Raw genomic sequence first — 19605 nt, 5'->3', positions numbered from 1 at the left:
TTGAAAGCCCCGCCACTCCCTGTGGCGGGGCTTTTGCGTGAAAGTCATTCTAGGATTTGTTATAATGCATTTGATTTGAGTAATGACCTTCCGACCAAAGCCGGCTGTATACTGAAAGCAGTGGTATAAGTTTCATAAAGTGGATATATACAGGATTAAGTATGTATAAAATTATGTTGTGCTTGTACACGCTGCTTACCTGTAATAATGGCTCTGGTGGCAGTACGGTGGGTTTTATTGAGAAATACGCAATAGAATACCCGATAAAATAATAAAGTGATAAAAATGGATTTGTTTGAGGGGGTATAAATGGTAATATTTCGGTAACACAACTGGATACCGGCTCCGGCATCTTTGCACCCGGTTTTCAGCCCGTTCATCCGTCTTTCTTTCCTTTCTTTTCTCCCATCCAAACCTCTTCCGAATGAAGCGTACCCTCTACCGCTTGCTCAGCTTGGGCCTACTTGGCACTCTGGCCGTTTCGTGTTCTAAAGACGAAGCCATTGCGCCCAGCACTCCCACTGCTGTTTCACAGAGTTTAGATGCCACCCGGGACAGTCACCTGACCATGGGTAACCCCAGCGGAGCTACCACCAGCACCACCAACTACACCAACTACCTGATGTCGAAGTCGCAGTTTGCGCTGTCGTATCACCGCGACCGGGGCATTCCGAACTGGGTAAGCTGGCACCTGAGCAGTGCCTGGGTGGGCAGTACGCCCCGGCAGGACAATTTTGCCGCCGACGCGACCCTGCCCACGGGCTGGTTCCGGGCCACGAGCAGCAGCTACACCGGCTCGGGCTTCGACCGGGGCCATAACTGCCCTTCAGCCGACCGCACCGGCTCGGTAGCCGACAACTCGGCCACGTTCCTGATGACCAACATGATGCCCCAGGCCGCCAACAACAACCAAAAGGCCTGGGCCAACCTTGAGAACTACTGCCGCACCCTGATCAACCAGGGCAATGAGCTCTACATCATCTGCGGCAGCTACGGCACCGGCGGCACCGGCCTGAACGGCTACAAGACGACCATTGCCAGTGGTAAAGTAACCGTGCCCGCCCGCTGCTGGAAGGTAATCGTGGTACTGCCCGAGGGTTCTTCGGACGCCAGCCGCGTTACCACCGCCACCCGCGTTATTGCCATCAACACGCCCAACGACCAGTCGGTGGGTACTACCTGGGGCACCTACCGCACGTCGGTCGACGCCATCGAAAGCGCCACGGGCTACAACATCCTGTCGGCCGTTTCCTCCACGGTGCAGGCTACCATCGAGGCCCGCGTCGACAGCGGTCCGACGAGCTGAGAATAGCGGGTAAATCATTCCGAGAAATGCCCTGATGGCCGGTTGGCTGTCAGGGCATTTTCGCTATATTGTAGCTGTGCTGTCCCGCCTGTTCAGGCCCTTATTGCCAGCTCTTACTAGTTGTCTATCCTTTACTCAAGCAGTATCAAAGAGGAAGTGAAAAGGTGATAAGTGCCTGAAAGCCGCGCTGCAACGCGGCTTTCTCTGTGCTATGCTGATAACGAATTCATAACCTCCCGGCAACGCTCACCCAATATCTGCTGGTGAAATTTGTGAAGCCCCGGTGCCCAACCAAGTTATGGCCCCCGGCCTCCCGCCGATGGATTTCTCCGCTCCCTCCAGCTTTTCGCATTCATCCTTGGCAGGCCGCCGCGCCTTTGAGCTGCTGCGGCCGGTCCTCAACCCGCTGGTACAGGTGCGGGAGCTGCAGCAGCTGCACGAGCAGCACGCCCACCTGCGGGGCCGCGACTACATCGGTATGCTGTTGCGCAGCCTGGATATCACGCTCGACTATGATGCCGCCGAGCTGCGCCGCATAGCCCGCACCGGCAGCTTCATGGCCCTGAGCAACCATCCCTGCGGCTTGCTCGACGGCCTAGTGCTGCTTTACGTGCTCACCGAGGTGCGACCCGACTTCCGGATGGTAGCCAACGAGGTGCTGGCCCCGCTGCTGCCCCAGCTGGCCAACCACCTTATTCTGGTAAGCCCCGAGCCAGATACGGTCAGTCGCAATGTGCCCGGGGTGCGCCATATGCTGCGCTATCTGCACAACGAGGTGCCCGTTGGCCTGTTTCCGGCCGGGGAAGTGGCCAGCCGGCCCGGGCCTTTCCGGCCCGCCACCGAAGCACAGTGGCACCCCACGGCGGGCCGTTTGCTGAGCGCGGCCCGCGTGCCGGTCGTACCGGTGTGGCTTAGCGGGCACAACAGTGAAAGTTTTAGCTTACTGGGCATGCTGCACCCCTGGCTGCGTACGGCCCGCCTGCCGGCCGAGCTGCTCAACAAGCGGGGCCAGACCATTCGGGTGCGGATAGGCCAGCCGATTCAGCCCGTGCTGCTGGGACAGCTGGCGCCCTGCGAGCGGCTGGCCTACGTGCGGGCCCGGGTTTTTGCCCTGGGCTCCGGTATAGCCGCCGCGGGACCCGACGACACCCTGACGGCGCCGGCAGTGGTGGCCGAAACCGATGCGGCGCGCATTGCCGCCGACATTGCCGCGCTCCGTCCGTCCCGGTGCCTGGTGCGTTCGGGGCGCTGGGAAGTGTACATTGCCAGCCAGGCCGAAGCGCCCCATGTGCTGCGCGAAATAGGGCGGCTGCGGGAGCTGACGTTTCGGCGGGAGGGCGAAGGCACCCAGCAGCCCCTCGACCTCGATGCCTACGATGAGTACTACCGGCACCTGTTTCTCTACGACCGCGCCGCCGGCCAGCTGGTTGGGGCCTACCGCATTGGCCGGGGCCGCGTGATTCTGCGGCGGCACGGGCGGCGTGGCTTCTACCTGCACTCCCTTTTCCGGATGAAAAAAGCACTGGAGCCGTTCCTGGCCGAGTCGCTGGAGCTGGGCCGCTCCTTCGTGCGGGTCGAGTACCAGAAGCAGAATCAGCCCCTGGCCCTGCTCTGGAAGGGTATTGCCGAATACCTGACCCGCCACCCGGAGTACCGCTACCTGATTGGGCCGGTCAGCATCAGCAACCGGTTTTCGAGCGTGTCGCGGGCCGTGATGGTCGATTTTCTGACGGCCCACTACTTTCAACCCGCGCTGGCCGCTTTGGTAAAGCCCCGCAAGCAGTTCCGCTACCGCCCCCTCGATGCCCGCGAAAGCCCCGCTACGCTGCAAACGGGCCTGGGTAGCGTGCAGGACCTCCACCGGCTTATTGCCACCTTCGAGCCCGGCGGGGCCGGAATTCCAGTAATGCTACGCCACTACCTCAAGCAGAATGCCCGCCTGCTCGCCTTCAACGTGGACCCCAATTTCAGCAATGCCCTGGATGGGTTCATCGTGCTGGATGCGCGCGAGCTGCCCGCCCGCACGGTAGGCCTGCTGGCGCGGTAGCCGGCCCGGCTATTGCCGCACAGGTTCAAAAAAGGCTCCTGGTGTTTGCCAGGAGCCTTTTTTAGGTTTTGCAGAGTAGTTTACTTCTTACTCGGTGGCCGGAATGCCGACAGTATTCTCTTCGGCCGCCGGCATCGTGTTCATGAAGGAGCGGAAGCTCATGGCGGCCTCACTGGCCAAGGCGTTGGCCTGGGCCGTCACGCGCCGGTCGTTGAAGGTCTTGCCGTTACCCTTCTCAGTGGCGAGCTGGGCGATGTAGTCGCTGAGCATCATCGTCTCTTCGGGCTTCTGTGGGTCGGGAATGACGCGGAAGGAGCCGACGCTGTAGTCGTAGCCTTTATCGGTGGCCCGGAATACGAAGTCGAAGCGGATAACCCGGGTCAGCTCTTTGCCATTGGTAGCTACCGGCGTCACTTTGCCCGTACCGGTTACGCGCACCGTGCCCGCGGCGGCGTCCGACTTAGCCCCCGTTTTGGGGCCGTACGAAAAGTGGTTTTCCGTCCAGTCGAGGGCGCGGCGAAACAGGATTTCCTTGCCAATCTCCGCTGCCAGCACGGTTTCGGTATAGCTAACGGCAGGCCCGGAACCACTCTGAGCAACAGCCGCCTGAGTAGTAGACATCAGGCCGGCCAACAACAATCCAAACAGCACTTTTTTCATGACAGCAGCGAAATCAAAGTGGTAGTAAAAATATAACAGAAGCAAAGAAGCTTGGTGGTACTACAGTTGAACTTTAAGGTAGTGAGCAGGAGCTGCCGGAAAAAAGCCTGGCCCGTAATGAGCATCAATATTGTGCCAGAAATCAGGGTTACTTACTGCATAGCTCATCTTGACCGGGCTCTCACCAAAAAACAACAACGAAAGTTTATGAATTGATATTGTACTTTGTGAGGTAAAGATGTTTATATACTTAAGCAATAGATTTGACTTTTGTTAAGGTTGGGCAAAGATACGGAACCCCGGTAAAACCTGTATTTTAAATTTCGGTAAACTTTAATTCTTTGAGATTCATGTGTTTGTGCAACTATTATATATAATGAGTAGCGGCCGGTAAAGTGTGCGACGTAACATTATGGTAACATAAACTTAATGTTACCCCCGGAGTGGCGCTGGTAACAATTAGTACTTTTGCGACGTGCTTCACCCCAGTCAACAACATTTGATGGAGCGCGGAACCTTCCCTGAGAATGTTCTGCGAGATGATCGGAAGGTCGTTTTCCCCGTTGGCTTTTCCGTTTTTCTGGCTTTTGTCCCGTGCACCGCTCCGGTTTCCGAAGCGGTTTTTTTATGCCCGGTCGGTTCGGCCGGCGGGGTAGGAATAGCCTGCGCCTAAGGGTCTTCTAAGCTCTTCTCACCCATACTGGTAAACCCTCATGAACGACACCACCCTCGCCCAACTGATGGTAGCCGCCGCTCCTGCCAACACCCGCCACGTGAACCTGAGCACGAAGCCCAAGGGGCAACCAAAACAGCGTCATCTGGTTGATTTTTGAACGGCGCGCGGCTACTACCGGGCGCTCTGCATGTTACGGCGGACCGGCCTTTCAAATAGCAGCCGCAGGAAAAATATAACCTGCCGTCCTGAGCTGGCGGAGGAAGTTCTGAGTAAGGGCGCGGTAGGTTTTTGGTGAAAAAAGAGGCTGCCGTCCCTGGCTTAGAGTACCTTCGTCAGCTCTGGATGGCATCTTTCTTTTAAACGAGCAAATCATGCAACTAGGAACCCTCACCCTGCAAAACCCCATCTGCCTGGCGGCTGCCCCGTGGCAGCTGGATGGGGCCGGCTACGAGCGGCTAGGCGCCATCTTTACCCGGACCGTCACGATGGAGCCCAAGCCCGGGCTTTACGAGGAAGGCATCTGGCAGGTGAATGAGCAAACCCTGCTCAACGCCACCAATATGCGTACCGAAAGCGCCGAAATTCTGGTGCAGGAGCACCTGCCCCACCTGCTCAGCTACGGCGTGCCGGTATTCGTCAGCATCACGGCCCCCGGCATTCCCGGCTTCCGCAAAATTGCCCGCTTCCTGGCCCGCGAAGTCGGTTCCCAGATTGCCGGCGTCGAAGTCTACATTGCCCAGCCCGACACCGAAAAAGGAGCCGAGCTGAACGCCAAGTTTGTGCGCGAAGCCACCCAGGCCGTGCGCAACGAGCTGGGTCCAGCTGCGGCCATCGTGGTGAAGCTGCCGCCGTGGCCCGAGCATATCCGCGGCCTGGCCCTGGGCGCCCAGGAAGGCGGCGCTACGGCGCTGGCCGCCACCAACGTGCTGAAAGCCCTGCACCTGCCCGACGATGCCACCGCCGAGCCGTTGGCGGGGGGCTTATCGGGGGAGGCGCTGCGTCCCGTGGCCCTGCGCTGCGTGTGGGAGCTGGCGCATGACGCTCGCATCAAGCTGCCGATATTCGGTACCGGCGGCGTCTTCACCCAGTCCCACGTCACCGACTATCTGCGCTGCGGCGCTACTGCCGTGCAGGTGGCTAGCGGTGAATGGCTGGAGCCCGGCTTGTCGGCCCGACTGGCTGCCGAGTGCAGTCATCTGGTGCCGGCCAATCTGTAGTAGCAACGGGCCATTCTGCCCCTGGCGCTTTTGTTTCTTCCACCTATTTTTAGTTTTCCCATTTCCCACCCGTCTCATGGAAAAGCTCATCCAACGCGCCCGGTACGCCAACTCCCTGCTCTGCGTGGGCCTCGACCCCACCGGCGACGACCAGCAGGTAGCCCGCCGCCTGGCCGAAGTCATCGACCAGACCAGCCCCTACGCGGCGGCCTTCAAGCCTAATCTGGCCTTTTTTCTGAGCCGGGAAGATGGCGTAAAGCTCCTGCGCGAAACGGTGCAGCGCATCCCGGAAAGCATTCCGGTGATTCTGGACGGCAAGTTCGGCGACATTGCCAACACAGCCGACCACTACGCCCGCTTTGCCTACGACGTCATCGGGGCCGATGCCGTGACGGTGAACCCCTACATGGGCGACGACGCCATTGTGCCTTTCGCCCGGCCCGGTAAGATGGTATTTGTGCTGGCCAAAACTTCCAACAAGCCCGTGCATTCCCTGCAGGACGTGGCCCTCACCCGTGGCGGCTACCTCTCGGACTGTGCTGCCCAGGTGGCCCGTAAGCTGGATGAAGAGCACGGCGGTATCGGCTTGGTCGTAGGTGCCACCAACGCCGAAGCCGTGGCCCGCATGCGCAGCCTAAGCCCCGAGCAGTGGTTTCTGGTGCCCGGAGTAGGAGCCCAGGGCGGTGATTTGCAGGCTACGTTGCGCGCTGGTCTGCGGCCGGATGGCTCGGGTTTGTTGATAAATACCTCCCGCGCCTTGTGGCAGGCTACTGATGCGGGGGCTGCCGCCCGGGAGTTGGTGGAGCAAATCAACCGGTTCCGGCCGGTGCTGGCATAAGAAATGTCAGGGCCGTCCTGGTAAAAACAAAACTTCCTTTCGACTTCACCCCCTTCTATATAGTGTCACTTCCGACCTCCACCCAACCTTTCGTGAATTCTGAAACCCTGGAGCAGCAGCTGTTGCAGGAAGATGCGCTGCTGCGCGGCCACTTCCGCCTGTCCTCGGGCCTGCACTCCGATACCTACGTGCAGTGCGCCCGGTTTCTGCGCCGCCCCGATCTGGCGGCCCCCGCCGCGGCCGAGCTGGCCCGGCAGATTCAGCAGGCGGATTTGCAGCCCGATGTGGTGGTCGGTCCGGCCATGGGCGGGGTGGTCATCGGCTACGAGCTGGCCCGGCAGTTGGGCGTGCCCGGCATTTTTACCGAGCGCGACGATACGGGGCAGATGACGCTGCGGCGGGGCTTTACCATCGAGCCGGGGCAGAAAATTATCATTGCCGAAGACGTGGTAACTACCGGCAAGAGCACCAACGAGGTAGCCCGGCTGCTGACGGGGCTGGGGGCAAAAGTTTTGGCCGTGGCCAGTTTAATTGACCGCACGGGTGGGGAAGCCTCACTTTCTTTTCCGAACTTTGCCCTGCTGCCGGTCACGGCGGCTACCTACGCACCCGATGAGTGCCCGCTGTGCCGGGCAGGTATTCCGGTGGTAAAACCGGGCAGTCGGCCCGATAAAGCGTTTTCTTAAACCTACTACGGCGCAAACGGCGCTGCGGCAAGGCATTTTCGGCGTACCCTGCGCGGGTATGCTTCCTCACGGCGGTGATTTTGCTGCGCGTGGGAAACCCGAAAAATAGACAAACCTCCCTCTTTTGGACGCTACCCAAAGAACCATTCAGCTTCTGCTCAAGCCCGGCCAACACGATGGCGAGGGCCAACGTGTAGCCGAAGCTGCCTCCCGCCACCTGGGCCTCTCCACGGGCCGGGTGCAAAGCACCGCCCTCTACACGGTGCGCTACCCTGTAACGGACACGCAGCTGCGCGACTTTGCCACCCACTGCCTTCAGGACCCGGTGCTGCACGACGTGGCCCTCGACGAGTTTCGCCACGGCTCCCAGTATAAAAGCTACATTCTGGTGGCCAAGCTGCCCGGCGTAACCGACGACGAAGGCATATCGGCCCAGAATGCCCTCGGCGACTTTCTCAACGAGCCGCTCGACACCCATACCCAGCATATTTTCAGCAAACGGCTCTACTTCCTGGAGCACGAGCTGCCGGAGAGTAGTCTGCGCCGCTTGGCCGAAGACCTGCTCGGCAACAAGATGATTAACCGCTTCGAGGTCGGCCCCATAGCCCAGATTCGCGACTATACGCCGCGGCCGGGCGGTGGGGCCGAATCTATTACGGACACCGTGCGACTAGTGGGCCTGTCGGATGAGGAGCTGGTGAAGCTTTCCAAAGACAACCTCTACGCCCTGAACCTGGAGGAAATGCGCGCCGTGCGCGACCATTACACCAGCATTGCCGACGAGCGCCAAGCCGCCGGCCTGCCCCAGGACCCGACCGACTGCGAGCTGGAAATTGTGGCCCAGACCTGGTCGGAGCACTGCAAGCACAAGGAGTTCTCGGCCATCATCAAGTATCGGGATGCCGATACGGGCGAGGAGTTCGAAGTAGACTCTTTGTTTAAGACTTATATCAAAGACGCCACCTCGGAAGTGGACCGGCAGCTGCGGGCCAACGGCAACGACTGGCTGATTAAAGTGTTCAGCGACAACGCCGGGGCCGTGCGCATCAACCCCGAGTCGCTGTTCGTGTGGAAAGTCGAAACCCACAACTCACCCTCGGCCATTGACCCCTACGGTGGGGCCATTACCGGCATTCTGGGCAACAACCGCGACCCGCTGGCTACCGGCATCGGGGGCGCCAAGCTGCTGTTCAATACCAACGTGCTCTGCTTCGGCAACCCCGAGTTTTCGGGCACTTTGCTGAGCAACCAGCTCCACCCGCGCCGCATTTTCGAAGGAGTGCGCAAGGGCATTGAGGACGGCGGCAACAAATCGGGGGTGCCGACGGTGAACGGCGCCATTGTGTTTGATGACCGTTACGCCGGCAAGCCGCTGGTGTACTGCGGCACCGGTGCCGTGATGCCCATGCAGCTGGCCGGCCTCGATTCGTGGGAAAAGAAAATCGACGCCCAGGACCGCATTATCATGGCCGGCGGCCGGGTGGGCAAGGACGGCATCCACGGCGCGACGTTTAGCAGCATTGAGCTGGACGAAACCTCGCCCGCCACGGCCGTGCAGATTGGCTCACCCATCACCCAGAAGCTGGCCATGGACTTCCTGATCCTGGCGACCCGCCGCGGCCTAATCAAGTGCAGCACCGACAACGGCGCGGGCGGCTTGTCCTCCTCTATCGGCGAGCTGGCGACTATCAGCGGCGGCGCGGTGGTAGAATTGGAGAAAGTGCCGCTGAAATACCCCGGCCTGCGGCCCTGGGAAATCTTTGTTTCCGAGTCGCAGGAGCGTTTTTCGTTGGCCGTAGAGCCAAGCAAGCTGGACGAGCTGCTGGCGCTGGGCCGGGAAATGGAAGTGGAGCTGACCGATATTGGCTACTTCACTGCCGATGGCAGCCTCGACGTGCGCTTCGACGGGGAGTCGGTGGCGCGCATCGACATGGAGTTCTTGCACAACGGCGTGCCGCGTAAAGTGCTGGAAGCCGAGTGGAGCAAGCCCACCGTCCAGGAACCCGCGTTGCCTGCCAAACTTGACTATACCGACGTACTGAGTCGCCTGCTGGGTAGCCTGAATATCTGCTCCCGTGAATCCGTCATTCGGCAGTACGACCACGAGGTAAAAGGCCGCACGATTATCAAGCCCCTGATGGGCGCAACGGGCCAGGCTCCCCAGGATGCCGCCGTGGTACGCTTCAACTTCGAGAGCTGGGAAGGCGTGGCCGTGAGCAACGGTATTCTGCCCCGTTTCGGTGATTTGGACGCCTACGATATGTCGGCCGGGGCCTTCGACGAAGCCGTGCGCCAGATTGTAGCGGTGGGAGGGAAGCTGCCCAACCTGAGTTACGGTGATGGGAACTTCTGGTCGGTGAACGACAACTTCTGCGTACCCGACTCGGTGTACGACCCCATTGGCAACCCCGACGGCAAGCACAAGCTGGCCAAGCTGGTGCGCATGTGCCAGGCCCTGCGCGACGCCACGGCCGCCTACTGTATCCCGCTGACTTCGGGCAAGGACTCGATGAAGAACGACTTCAAGGCCGACGGCGTGAAGATTTCCGTTCCGCCCACGGTCCTGTATTCGATGACCGCCAAAATCGAGGACGTGCGCCGCACCATCACCTCCGACTTCAAGCAAGAAGGCGACGTGGTGTACCTGCTGGGCGAAACCTACGACGAGCTGGGCGGTTCGGAGTTCTATCAGCTCTTCGGCGAGCTGGGCGCCAACGTACCCAAAGTGCGTTTTGAAGCCGCTAAAACGTTGTACACCCTCATGGGTCAGGCCAACGACCAGGGCCTCATCCAGTCCTGCCACGACTTGTCGGATGGCGGTTTGGCCGTGGCCCTGGCTGAAGCTACATTTGGCTACGGCTTCGGGGCTACCATCGAATTGCCACAAGAGCTGCCAGTCCACGTGCAGCTGTTTTCCGAGTCGCACTCCCGCTTCGTAGCCACGGTGGCGCCGGAAGATGTAGTGGCTTTCGAGCAGCACTTTGGTACCCGTGCCACCCGCCTCGGTGTGGTGACGCCGGATGGGCAGCTGACGGTGCGTTACAACGGCCAAACCGTTATTGCGGCCGATACCGCGGCGTTGCGCCACGAGTGGACCAACGGGCCCGTGAACAGAATTATCGGCTTCGGCCAGCACGAAGCAGCGCAGTAAAAATGAACGAGAAACCCCTGTTTCCTGATTTGAACGTGCCGCCCCAGCCGCAGCGCGACGAAACCGGCCCCGCGCATACCAATGCCGACGGCACGGTGACCGTGCTCGGCTACAAGAGCATCGACGGCGGCCACGAAAGCACCGAGCCATTGCACAGCAGCACAAGTGAGCCGACGAAACCGGTGCAGGCCCTGATTCTGACTGGTTTTGGTATCAACTGCGAGGATGAATTTGCCGCCGCCTACCGTTTGGCCGGTGCCGAGGCTACCATCGTCCACCTCAACGAGGTGATGCACGGCCACGTCAGCATCCACGACTACGACATCCTGAACTTCCCCGGCGGCTTCAGCTTCGGCGACGACCTGGGCTCGGGCGTGGTGCTGGCCAACAAGCTGCGCTACCGCAAAAACGCCGAGGGCCGCACCCTGCTCGACGATATCAAGCAGTTCGTGGCCAACGGCAAGTTCGTGATGGGCATCTGCAACGGCTTTCAGGTGCTGGTAAAGCTGGGCCTGCTGCCCAACCTGAGCGGTAACGTGACGCCGGAAGTAACCCTGACCCACAACGCCTCGGGCCGCTACGAGGACCGCTGGGTGCGGCTGAAGGTCAACCCCGAATCCAACTCGCCCTTCCTCAAGGGCATTGACACGCTGGAAGTGCCGGTGCGCCACGGCGAAGGTCGCCTCATTATCAAGGGCGAAGAAACGCTGGCCGAAATCGAAGCCCGGGCGCTGAACTGCCTGGCCTACACCGATTTCGACGGCTCGCCCACCGACGTGTACCCGCACAACCCTAACGGCGCCGACCTGAACTGCGCCGGCCTGACCGACACCACCGGGCAGGTATTCGGGCTGATGCCCCACCCCGAGGCCTTTTTGTCGCTCTACAACCACCCCGACTGGGGCCGGCGCAAGCGCCAAAACCCAAATCTGAGTGAGGAAGGCGACGGGCTCAAGCTGTTCCGCAACATCGTGGCGCACGTGCAAAGCCAGCGCCCGGCCGCTGCCACACCCCAGGAAGCCCACCAGTTTTCCTCCTAGACACCTCCGCATTCCGCTGACCTAGTGCCGGCTGCTAACTCGTCGTATGAACACCCTTAACCACTTCGATACTCCCCAGCTCGAACTGCTGCACCGCGGCAAAGTTCGTGACTCGTACCGTGCCCCTTCCGGTGAGCGGCTCATCGTGGTAACCGACCGTTTGTCGGCCTTCGACTCGGTGCTGGAAACGCCCGTGGCCCACAAAGGCGCGGTGCTGAACGGGCTGGCTGCTTTCTGGTTCGAAAAGACGCAGCACATCATTCCCAACCACGTTATCAGCCTGCTCGACCCCAACGTGACCTTGGCCAAGGAAGCCGAGCCGATTCGGGTGGAAATGGTGGTGCGCAACTACCTCACCGGCTCGATGCTGCGCGGCTACCAGCAAGGCCAGCGCACCTTCTCGGGTGTAACCGTGCCCGACGGCCTGACCAAGCACCAGCAATTCCCCGAGCCCATCGTGACGCCGACAACCAAGGAGGAGTCGGACCGCGAGATTACGCCCGCAAACCTAGTGGCAGAAGGCTGGGTGTCGGCCGAGCTCTACGAGCAGATGCGGGTGAAGTCGCTGGAGCTGTTCAATTTCGCTTCGCAGTGGATGGCCGAGCGCGGCATCATCCTCGTGGACACCAAGTACGAGTTCGGGTTGCTAAATGGGGAGCTGATTCTGATTGACGAAATCCACACGCCCGACTCGTCGCGGTTCTGGAGCGCCGCGGACTACGCCAAGAACCCGGAGACAGCCGAGCAGATGGACAAGGAGTACGTGCGCCAGTGGCTGATTGCCAACAAGCAGGACGGCCAGTACCCCCGCGCCCTCACGCCCGAAGTTTCCGCTGAAGCCACCCGCCGCTACCTCGATATCTACGAGCGTATCACGGGTGCCCCGCTGCCCACCGGCGACGAAACCACTGCCGGCGGCGACGTGCAAGCCCGCCTCGTGGATAACCTCGTGCGCGCCGGCATCATGAAAGATGCCTGAACTCGTCAGTAATCATACCCTCCGCTACCGCTAGCCCCACGGTAATGCGCGCCGCCGAAGCGGAACGACGGATGCTGTAATCAACTAAGCCAATGGACGCTGCCCAACAGAAGCAACTCGTGGAAAGCTACATCGAAGCCTACAACCGCTTTGATGTAGCCGGCATGATTCGTCATTTGCACGAGGACGTGGTGTTCCGCAACATGACCAACGGGGAAGTGGACCTGACCCTAACCGGCAAGGAGAGCTTCCGCCAGCAGGCCGAGCAGGCGCTGCAGTACTTCTCCCAGCGGGAACAGCGCGTTACGGATTGGCAAATAGCCGACAACCGCGTGGAAGTGCGGCTCGACTACTCGGCCGTGGCCGCCCTGGACTTTCCCAACGGCCTGAAGGCTGGCGACCTGCTGCAACTGCAGGGCAAATCAGTTTTCGAGTTTGCCGACGGGCAAATAATTTCCATCACCGATATTAGCTAAGCCTGCGCTGCCTCCCAATGTCCACCGCCACCGCCATCCAGCTCGAAGTTTCCTCGCCCCAGGCGGCGGAAGCGCAGCCTTTGCTCGACGCCCTGTCGGAGCAGCTGGGCGCGCGCTTCGGCAGCGACGGGCGGGCCTCGTTTACGGAGTGGCAGGCCAATGACCCGCGCTATATTTTCCTGCTGGCCCGGATGGAGGGCGAAGCAGTCGGCTGCGGGGCGGTGCGGCCGTTGGCTGCGGGCATAGGCGAAGTAAAGCGCATGTTCGCCAAATATTCCCGCCAGGGCATCGGCGAGGCCGTGTTGCAGCAGCTCGAAGCCAAAGCCCAACAGGCTGGCTACGCTGAGCTGTGGCTCGAAACCCGGGTGGCCAATACCGAAGCCTGCCGCTTTTACCTCAAAAACGGCTACCAGCGCCGCCCTAGTTATGGGCGCTATGTTGGCCGCGACAATTCCGCCTGCTTCGGCAAGCATCTCCTCCTTTCTGACGCAGCCGAATCACCTTCTCATGACTAGTTCTTCTCCCAAACCTATTGTTCTTCTCGGCGGCGGGGCCCGTGAGCACGCCATGGCGTGGAAGCTGACCCGCGACGGGGCCACGGTGCACGTGCTGCCCGGCAACGGCGGCATTCCCAACAGCCACCCCGACATCAGCGCCACCGACTTTCCGGCCATTCAGCAGTTCTGCGAAACGCACGGCGTGAAGCTCATCGTGGTGGGGCCCGAGGCGCCGCTGGCCGCTGGCGCGGTCGATTACTTTGCCGGTTCCGACATCCGCGTATTTGGCCCCTCCCGGGCTGGGGCGGTGCTGGAAAGCTCCAAGGTGTGGAGCAAGGACTTTATGCGGCGGCACGGCGTGGCTACGGCCCTGTCGTGGCAGTACCGCAGCGATAAGCTGGCCGACGCCCGCGCCAAGGCTACCGAGCTGAACGGGCAGGTGGTAGTAAAATACGACGGGCTGGCGGCCGGCAAGGGTGTGTACGTCTGCTCGTCGATTGAAGAAGCCCAGGCCGCCCTGGATGATTTGCAGCAGCAGCACACCGGCTGGTTCAGCTTTTTGCTGGAGGAAAAGCTTATCGGTCCCGAAATCAGTATTATCGGCGTCACGGATGGCAACCGGGTGCGGCTGCTGGCTCCGTCGCAGGACCACAAGCAGCTGCTGGCCGGCGACCAGGGCCCCAACACTGGCGGCATGGGCGCCTACTGCCCCGTCCCGTTCTGCGACGACAACGTGCTGGCCGCCATCCGCACCAGCATCGTGGACCCCACCTTGCGCGGCCTGCAGAACGAGCAGTTCAACTTCAAGGGCTTCCTGTACTTTGGCATCATGCTCACGGCCCAGGGCCCCAAGCTGCTCGAATACAACGTGCGCCTCGGCGACCCGGAAGCCGAAGTGCTCTTGCCCGCCCTCGAAAGCAGCCTGCTGGAGCTGATTGAAGCCACCCTCGACGGCAAGCTGCAGCAGACCGTGGTGCGGCAGCGGCGCGGCTACTACGTGGGCGTAGTGCTGGCCTCGGGCGGCTATCCCGCCGCCGACTTTCCCACCGGCTTCCCCATCTCCGGCCTCGACCAGCTGCACCCGAGCGTGCTGGCTTTTCACGGTGCCACGCGGCGCCAGGGCGAGGCGCTGGTAACTACTGGCGGCCGGGTGATGGTCGTGGTGGGGCACGGCGAAGAGCTGGAAGAGGCGGTGCACCACGTGTATCGGGAGGCTCAGCGAATTTCATTTCAGGATGTCTACATCCGTACCGATATCGGCCAGCGGCCGGAACCTACTCTTGCAAGCAACTGGTAATCATAGCGTCCGCAAAGCGCGCCTGGCCATTCTGCTGTCGGGCCGGGGCTCCAACATGGTAGCCCTGGTAAAGGCCGTGCACAGTGGCGTGCTACAGAACCTGGCCGAAGTAGCCGTGGTCTTCAGCAACAAGCCCGACGCGCCCGGCCTGGAAACGGCTGCCGCCCTGGGCTGTGCTACCGCCAGCCTCAGCAGCCAGGGCCGTAAGCGGGCCGAGTTTGACGCCGAGGTGGTGGAAGTGCTCAACCAGTACCGGCCCGACTACATCGTGCTGGCTGGGTATATGCGCATTCTGTCGCCCACTTTCATTCGGGCCTTTGCCGGGCGCATCCTCAACATTCACCCCGCCGACACCCACCAGCACCAGGGCCTGCACGCCTACGAGTGGGCCTTCGAAAATCAGCTGCCGGAAACCAAAATCACGGTGCATTTGGTTGATGAGGGCCTGGACACCGGGCCCGTGCTGGCTCAGCATCCGGTTGACCTGCAAGGTGCTGACAGCCTGGCCGAGGTAGAACGCCGCGGCCTGGCCGTGGAGCACTCTCTCTACGCCGACACCCTGGCCCGCCTTATCCGGGGCGAGCTACCCAACCTGACCCCCGAAACGGCCACCGCCGCTGAAACCACCCCCGAACCCCTGGTGCCTTTATCGTCTGGTTCCGCTTCCCCTTCGGAAGCGGGAGCAGGAGGGGAGGCTAGTCGATAGAGCATTACCACCCACCACCCCAGCTTCCAGCCTGAAAAACTGGCTGCTGACTTTTTGAAACTGCCATGTGCGGAATAGTAGGTTTTTACGGCCCCGATGACGTCGCCCACGACATCGTATTTGGCTTGACGGCGCTTCAGCACCGCGGCCAGGACGCGGCCGGCATAGCCACCTTCGACGACAACTTTCACCTCTGCAAGGGCAACGGCCTGATTTCGGACGTGTTCAAGCCCAAGCAGCTCAAGAAGCTCAAGGGCAACATCGGTATCGGCCATGCCCGCTACACCACCCAGGGCTCCGGCGACGCCGAGCTGGCCCAACCCTTCACCACGAGCTACCCGTTTGGGCTGTCGATGGTGCACAACGGCAACGTTATCAACTTCCGCTCGGCCGCCAAGCGCCTGCACGAGAAGTACCACGTGCTGCCCAAGACCAGCAACGACCTGGAGCTGATCATGTACACCTTCGCCTCGGAGCTGCGCCTGAAAAACCTGGATGCGCTGTCGGTTATCGACATTTTCGACGCCGTGGAAACCACCCAGGAGCTGGTAAAGGGCGCGTATGCTACCATCACCGTCATTGCCGGCCACGGCCTGCTGGCCTTCAACGACCCGCTGGGCATCCGGCCGCTGGTGCTGGGCCGCCGCGACACCGAGCGGGGCCCCATCTACGCCTTTGCCTCCGAAAGCACCTGCTTCGACTACCTGGGCTTCGAGTTCATCAAGAACGTGGGCCCGGGCCAGGCGGTGTTCATCGATAAGGACTTCAAGGTGCATTACAAGAATCCGTACAGCCTGCCCAAGGCCTTTTGCGTGTTCGAGCACATTTACTTCGCCCGCGAAGATTCGGCCATCCACGGCCGACTGGTGGCCCGGGAGCGGGTGCGCCTGGGCAAGCTGCTGGCCCGCAAGGTTATCGAGTCGGGTATTCAGCCCGATATGGTGATTGACGTGCCGTCGTCGGGTTACTTTGCGGCCTCCGGGCTGGCCGAGGCCATTGGCGTGCCCTACCGCCGGGCCCTGGTCAAGAACAACCACATGGGCCGCTCCTTCATCGTGAGCAGCCAGGCCGGCCGCGAGGATATCGTCAAGAAGAAGCTCAACCCGATTCGGGAGTTTGTGGAGGGCAAGAAGATTGCCGTGGTCGACGACAGCATCGTGCGGGGTACTACCTCGCGGCGCATCGTGCGGATTCTGCGCGAGGCCGGGGCCAAGGAGGTGTACTTCATCAGCTCGGCCCCGCCCATCATTGCCCCCTGCATCTACGGCATCGATATGGCGATGAGCACCGAGCTGATTGCGGCCAACTACACGGAGGAGGAAATCTGCCGCTACATCGAGGCCGACAAGGTTATCTACCAGTCGATAGACGACCTGAAGGAGCTTTTCGCGGAAGATAAGGGCCACGGCGGCAGCTGCTTTGCCTGCTTCACCGGCGAGTACCCCACCGGCGACGTGACCAAATACCTGCGCCACATCCAGGAAGAGCGCCAGAGCCACCGCGGCGACAAAAAAAACAGCGGCGGCACGGTGCCCTCCGTCAGCGCCAAGGCTCCCGAGCCCACCGAGCATTAATTCACCATCAGATGTCATCGTACGCTCGCCAAGGATGACAATTGCTTACTACGACCTTCCTGCTGCCATGAGTCAGACCTCCGCCGATACCACCATCAAAGCCACTGCCGGCTATTCCATCGAGGAAGGCAATGCCGCCTCCAAAAATGCGTACCATTGGGCCCAGAAAACCTTCTCGACCCGCGCGGGCAAGCCCGGCGAGCCGGCCCAGGATCTGGCAGGCGGCTTTTCCAACGAAATCCGCTTTGGAGCCGAGCGGCTGGGCATCGGCTCCGACGGCATCGGGACCAAGATTGAAGTGGCCGAGCGCACCGACCGTTACGACACGCTGGGCTACGACCTGATTGCCATGGTAGCCGACGACCTAATCGTAGCCGGTTTTATCCCCACCAATCTGTCGAACATCATCGACGTGAACACGCTCAACTACGAGGTGGTGGATGAGCTCATGCGCGGCCTGCACGACGCGGCCCAGTTCAGCCAGATTGCCGTGACGGGCGGGGAAATTGCTGAGCTCGGCAACCGCATCGGCGGCTACCCCGGCGCCCGGATGAACTTCAACTGGTGCTCGACGGCGGTAGGCGTGCTGCACCCCAGCCTGGAGCGCCCCCTGAGCGGGGCCAACGTGCGGGCCGGGCAGGCCGTGGTGGCGCTTCGCTCGCCTTCGTTCCGCTCCAATGGCTACTCCCTGGCCCGCCGCGCCCTTACCAAAGCCTTCGGTGAAGCCTGGCACACGGCGCCCTACTCCGGCCCCGATGCCGCCGAAATGGGCCAGACCTGGGGCGAAGTAATGCTGGCTCCTTCGCTTATTTTCGCACCCGGCGTGGGGGCGGTGCTGGATGCGGGCCTCCCCGTGCACGCCGCCGCCCACATCACCGGCGGCGGTATTGCCGACAACTTCAAACGGGTGCTCAAAAACGGCGTGGGCGCTGAGCTGACCAACCTGTTTGAGCCCCTGCCCGCTATGCAGCAGCTTGCCGAATTGGCCGGCATCACGCCCACGGAGGCTTATCTGTACTGGAACATGGGCAACGGTATGCTGCTCGTAACCGACGAAGCCCAGGCCGAAGCCGTAGCCGACAATCTGCGTGGCCACGGCTACCAGGCCCAGGTGGCCGGCCGCATCACGGCCGAGCCCGGCGTGCGGCTGGCAGTAGGTGCCGGCGAGCTTAGCTACGAGTAGCGGCTGGCGTGCCCTGTCCTTGCAAGCAGCGCGAAGCAATCCGGCCTCTGAAATGTGCTGAGTGTTCAAAAAATAGAAAGCCCTTTCTCGTTGTTAACGGGAAAGGGCTTTCTGGCAAAAGGACATTTCGTACTGTGCAGAGGACGGATTGCTTCGCGCTGCTCACAATGACACGAGGTTAGCACATCAGCACATTCCTCCACATTCGCACATTATTAGGCGGGCTCGATATCGAAGCCGGCCTGGGAGACGGATTTCATAATCAGCTCGGGAATGGGGTTTTCGCCTTCCACCGTGAGGATTTTATCCGGGTTGCTGGTGTCGACGCTCCACTTCTCCACGCTGGCTTCCGCGTCGAGAAAAGGCGTGACGGCCCGTAGGCAGTTGGCGCAGTTGATGCTGGTTTTGAATTTTAGGGTTGACATGAGCAGGAAAGCGTTAGGCCACCGGTAAGTACAGAAACGACGGTTGGCCGTGTTAGAATAACAATGAATACGCAGCAAAAGTAGCGCAAGATGCGGGCCCTCGTGGTACAGGCTTCGGCTGGCAGAGTGCAGCATTTTGCCGTATTTCGGCGCGTCGAACTTTTATACGCTTGCCTGTGGGCCCCGATATGGATAAGAAAGAATTCTGGCACCTACTAGATGCTGCCAAAGCCGAGGCGGCCGGCAACCAGGAGCGTCAGCAGCAGCACCTCGTGGCCCGCCTGACCGAGCGTGAGCCGGAACAGATAATCGAATTCGAGTGCCTGCTGCGCCAGTATATCATTGAAGCCGATGATTTCACCGTTATGGCCGCCCAGAAAATTATCGACGGCTACGTCTCCGACGATTCCTACCTGTACTTCCGGTGCTGGCTGGTGGGGCAGGGCGAAACCGTGTTTGCCAACGCCCTGCGCAGCCCCGATACCCTGGCCGACGTGGTGCAGGAGCCCTACCAGGATTTCGAGCAGCTACTCTACGTGGCCACTATTGCCTTCGCCGAGCGCACCGGCCAGCCGGAAGAAGACGAAACCTTCCCCCGCGCCCAGGCCGAAGCCCGCGGGCTGGACTACGGCCCGGGCTCGGTCACGAAAGGCGAAGACTGGACCGACAACCAACTGCCCCGCATGCTGCCGCGGCTGTGGAAGAAGTTTGGCGCCTGACTAAGTAAGCTTAGTACTTTTTGTATAGCTGGCAGTTGCCTAAACCATCGGGTGCGTCAACTCGCTTTCCTCTTTGGGGCCTACCAGCTAATCATCCATCTTACTCTCCGGCAACAACAGTGCATACG

General features: G+C 61.0%; 17 protein-coding genes. 15 read left to right on the top strand and 2 right to left on the bottom strand.

From position 1 onward, the window contains the following. Positions 1 to 424: 424 nt before the first annotated feature. Both LGH70_RS02740 and LGH70_RS02735 read left to right on the top strand, forming a co-directional pair. Positions 425 to 1306 (top strand): DNA/RNA non-specific endonuclease, encoded by an 882-nt coding sequence (locus LGH70_RS02740; protein ID WP_226182446.1) that lies wholly within the window; start codon positions 425 to 427, stop codon positions 1304 to 1306. Positions 1307 to 1664: 358 nt separating this feature from the next. Then, on the top strand, positions 1665 to 3353 hold the full coding sequence (locus LGH70_RS02735) for a bifunctional lysophospholipid acyltransferase family protein/GNAT family N-acetyltransferase (protein ID WP_226182444.1): 1689 nt from the start codon (positions 1665 to 1667) through the stop codon (positions 3351 to 3353). A gap of 87 nt (positions 3354 to 3440) precedes the next feature. Here the strand turns inward: LGH70_RS02735 and LGH70_RS02730 are convergent, their stop codons facing one another. Continuing rightward, complete coding sequence (locus LGH70_RS02730; RefSeq protein ID WP_226182442.1) at positions 3441 to 4013, bottom strand: DUF4468 domain-containing protein; 573 nt, start codon at positions 4011 to 4013, stop codon at positions 3441 to 3443. Positions 4014 to 5060: 1047 nt separating this feature from the next. On the opposite strand from LGH70_RS02730, the gene LGH70_RS02725 reads away from it, so the two are divergent. The 12 genes from LGH70_RS02725 (at position 5061) to LGH70_RS02670 (ending at position 18333) form a co-directional block, all read left to right on the top strand. Continuing rightward, positions 5061 to 5906 carry a dihydroorotate dehydrogenase gene (locus LGH70_RS02725; RefSeq protein WP_226182440.1) on the top strand — a complete coding sequence of 282 codons (846 nt, stop codon included), beginning with the start codon at positions 5061 to 5063 and terminating at the stop codon, positions 5904 to 5906. 76 nt (positions 5907 to 5982) lie between these two features. Beyond that, positions 5983 to 6744 (top strand): orotidine-5'-phosphate decarboxylase, encoded by a 762-nt coding sequence (pyrF, locus tag LGH70_RS02720; RefSeq protein WP_226182438.1) that lies wholly within the window; start codon positions 5983 to 5985, stop codon positions 6742 to 6744. A gap of 92 nt (positions 6745 to 6836) precedes the next feature. Next, entirely contained in the window at positions 6837 to 7430 is a 594-nt protein-coding gene (gene pyrE, locus LGH70_RS02715; RefSeq protein ID WP_226182436.1) for an orotate phosphoribosyltransferase, read from the top strand. 124 nt (positions 7431 to 7554) lie between these two features. Then, entirely contained in the window at positions 7555 to 10581 is a 3027-nt protein-coding gene (locus LGH70_RS02710) for a phosphoribosylformylglycinamidine synthase subunit PurL (RefSeq protein WP_226182434.1), read from the top strand. A 2-nt stretch (positions 10582 to 10583) separates the two neighbouring features. Continuing rightward, positions 10584 to 11621, top strand: coding sequence for a phosphoribosylformylglycinamidine synthase subunit PurQ (locus LGH70_RS02705; RefSeq protein WP_226182432.1), 1038 nt, complete (start codon positions 10584 to 10586; stop codon positions 11619 to 11621). Positions 11622 to 11667: 46 nt separating this feature from the next. After that, a complete protein-coding gene (locus tag LGH70_RS02700) occupies positions 11668 to 12600 on the top strand; it encodes a phosphoribosylaminoimidazolesuccinocarboxamide synthase (protein ID WP_226182430.1) in 933 nt (310 codons plus the stop codon). A 92-nt stretch (positions 12601 to 12692) separates the two neighbouring features. Continuing rightward, positions 12693 to 13076 carry a nuclear transport factor 2 family protein gene (locus tag LGH70_RS02695; RefSeq protein WP_226182428.1) on the top strand — a complete coding sequence of 128 codons (384 nt, stop codon included), beginning with the start codon at positions 12693 to 12695 and terminating at the stop codon, positions 13074 to 13076. Between the two features lie 17 nt (positions 13077 to 13093). Further along, complete coding sequence (locus LGH70_RS02690; protein WP_226182426.1) at positions 13094 to 13591, top strand: GNAT family N-acetyltransferase; 498 nt, start codon at positions 13094 to 13096, stop codon at positions 13589 to 13591. Then, complete coding sequence (gene purD / locus LGH70_RS02685; protein WP_226182424.1) at positions 13584 to 14870, top strand: phosphoribosylamine--glycine ligase; 1287 nt, start codon at positions 13584 to 13586, stop codon at positions 14868 to 14870. Before LGH70_RS02690 ends, purD begins: the two co-directional genes overlap by 8 nt. Continuing rightward, positions 14854 to 15576: a phosphoribosylglycinamide formyltransferase gene (gene purN / locus LGH70_RS02680; protein WP_226182422.1), complete on the top strand. Its 723-nt coding sequence runs from the start codon at positions 14854 to 14856 to the stop codon at positions 15574 to 15576. The genes purD and purN overlap by 17 nt, the downstream gene beginning before the upstream one ends. A 65-nt stretch (positions 15577 to 15641) precedes the next feature. After that, entirely contained in the window at positions 15642 to 17150 is a 1509-nt protein-coding gene (gene purF, locus LGH70_RS02675; protein WP_226182419.1) for an amidophosphoribosyltransferase, read from the top strand. Positions 17151 to 17217: 67 nt separating this feature from the next. Continuing rightward, a complete protein-coding gene (locus LGH70_RS02670; RefSeq protein WP_226182417.1) occupies positions 17218 to 18333 on the top strand; it encodes an AIR synthase-related protein in 1116 nt (371 codons plus the stop codon). 215 nt (positions 18334 to 18548) lie between these two features. On the opposite strand, the gene LGH70_RS02665 is transcribed toward LGH70_RS02670, so the two are convergent. Beyond that, entirely contained in the window at positions 18549 to 18758 is a 210-nt protein-coding gene (locus LGH70_RS02665) for a heavy-metal-associated domain-containing protein (protein WP_226182415.1), read from the bottom strand. A 188-nt stretch (positions 18759 to 18946) separates the two neighbouring features. Between LGH70_RS02665 and LGH70_RS02660 the strand changes: the two genes are divergently transcribed. Then, the gene (locus LGH70_RS02660) at positions 18947 to 19477 is read left to right on the top strand and encodes a DUF4240 domain-containing protein (RefSeq protein ID WP_226182413.1); all 531 of its coding nucleotides are present in this window, start codon (positions 18947 to 18949) and stop codon (positions 19475 to 19477) included. Positions 19478 to 19605: the final 128 nt, after the last annotated feature.

Origin of the sequence: Hymenobacter nitidus, assembly GCF_020447315.1 — a bacterium.
Taxonomy (GTDB): Bacteria; Bacteroidota; Bacteroidia; order Cytophagales; family Hymenobacteraceae; genus Hymenobacter; species Hymenobacter nitidus.
Note: the sequence above shows the minus strand (reverse complement) of the source record. Positions and strands in the feature narration are given on the sequence as shown.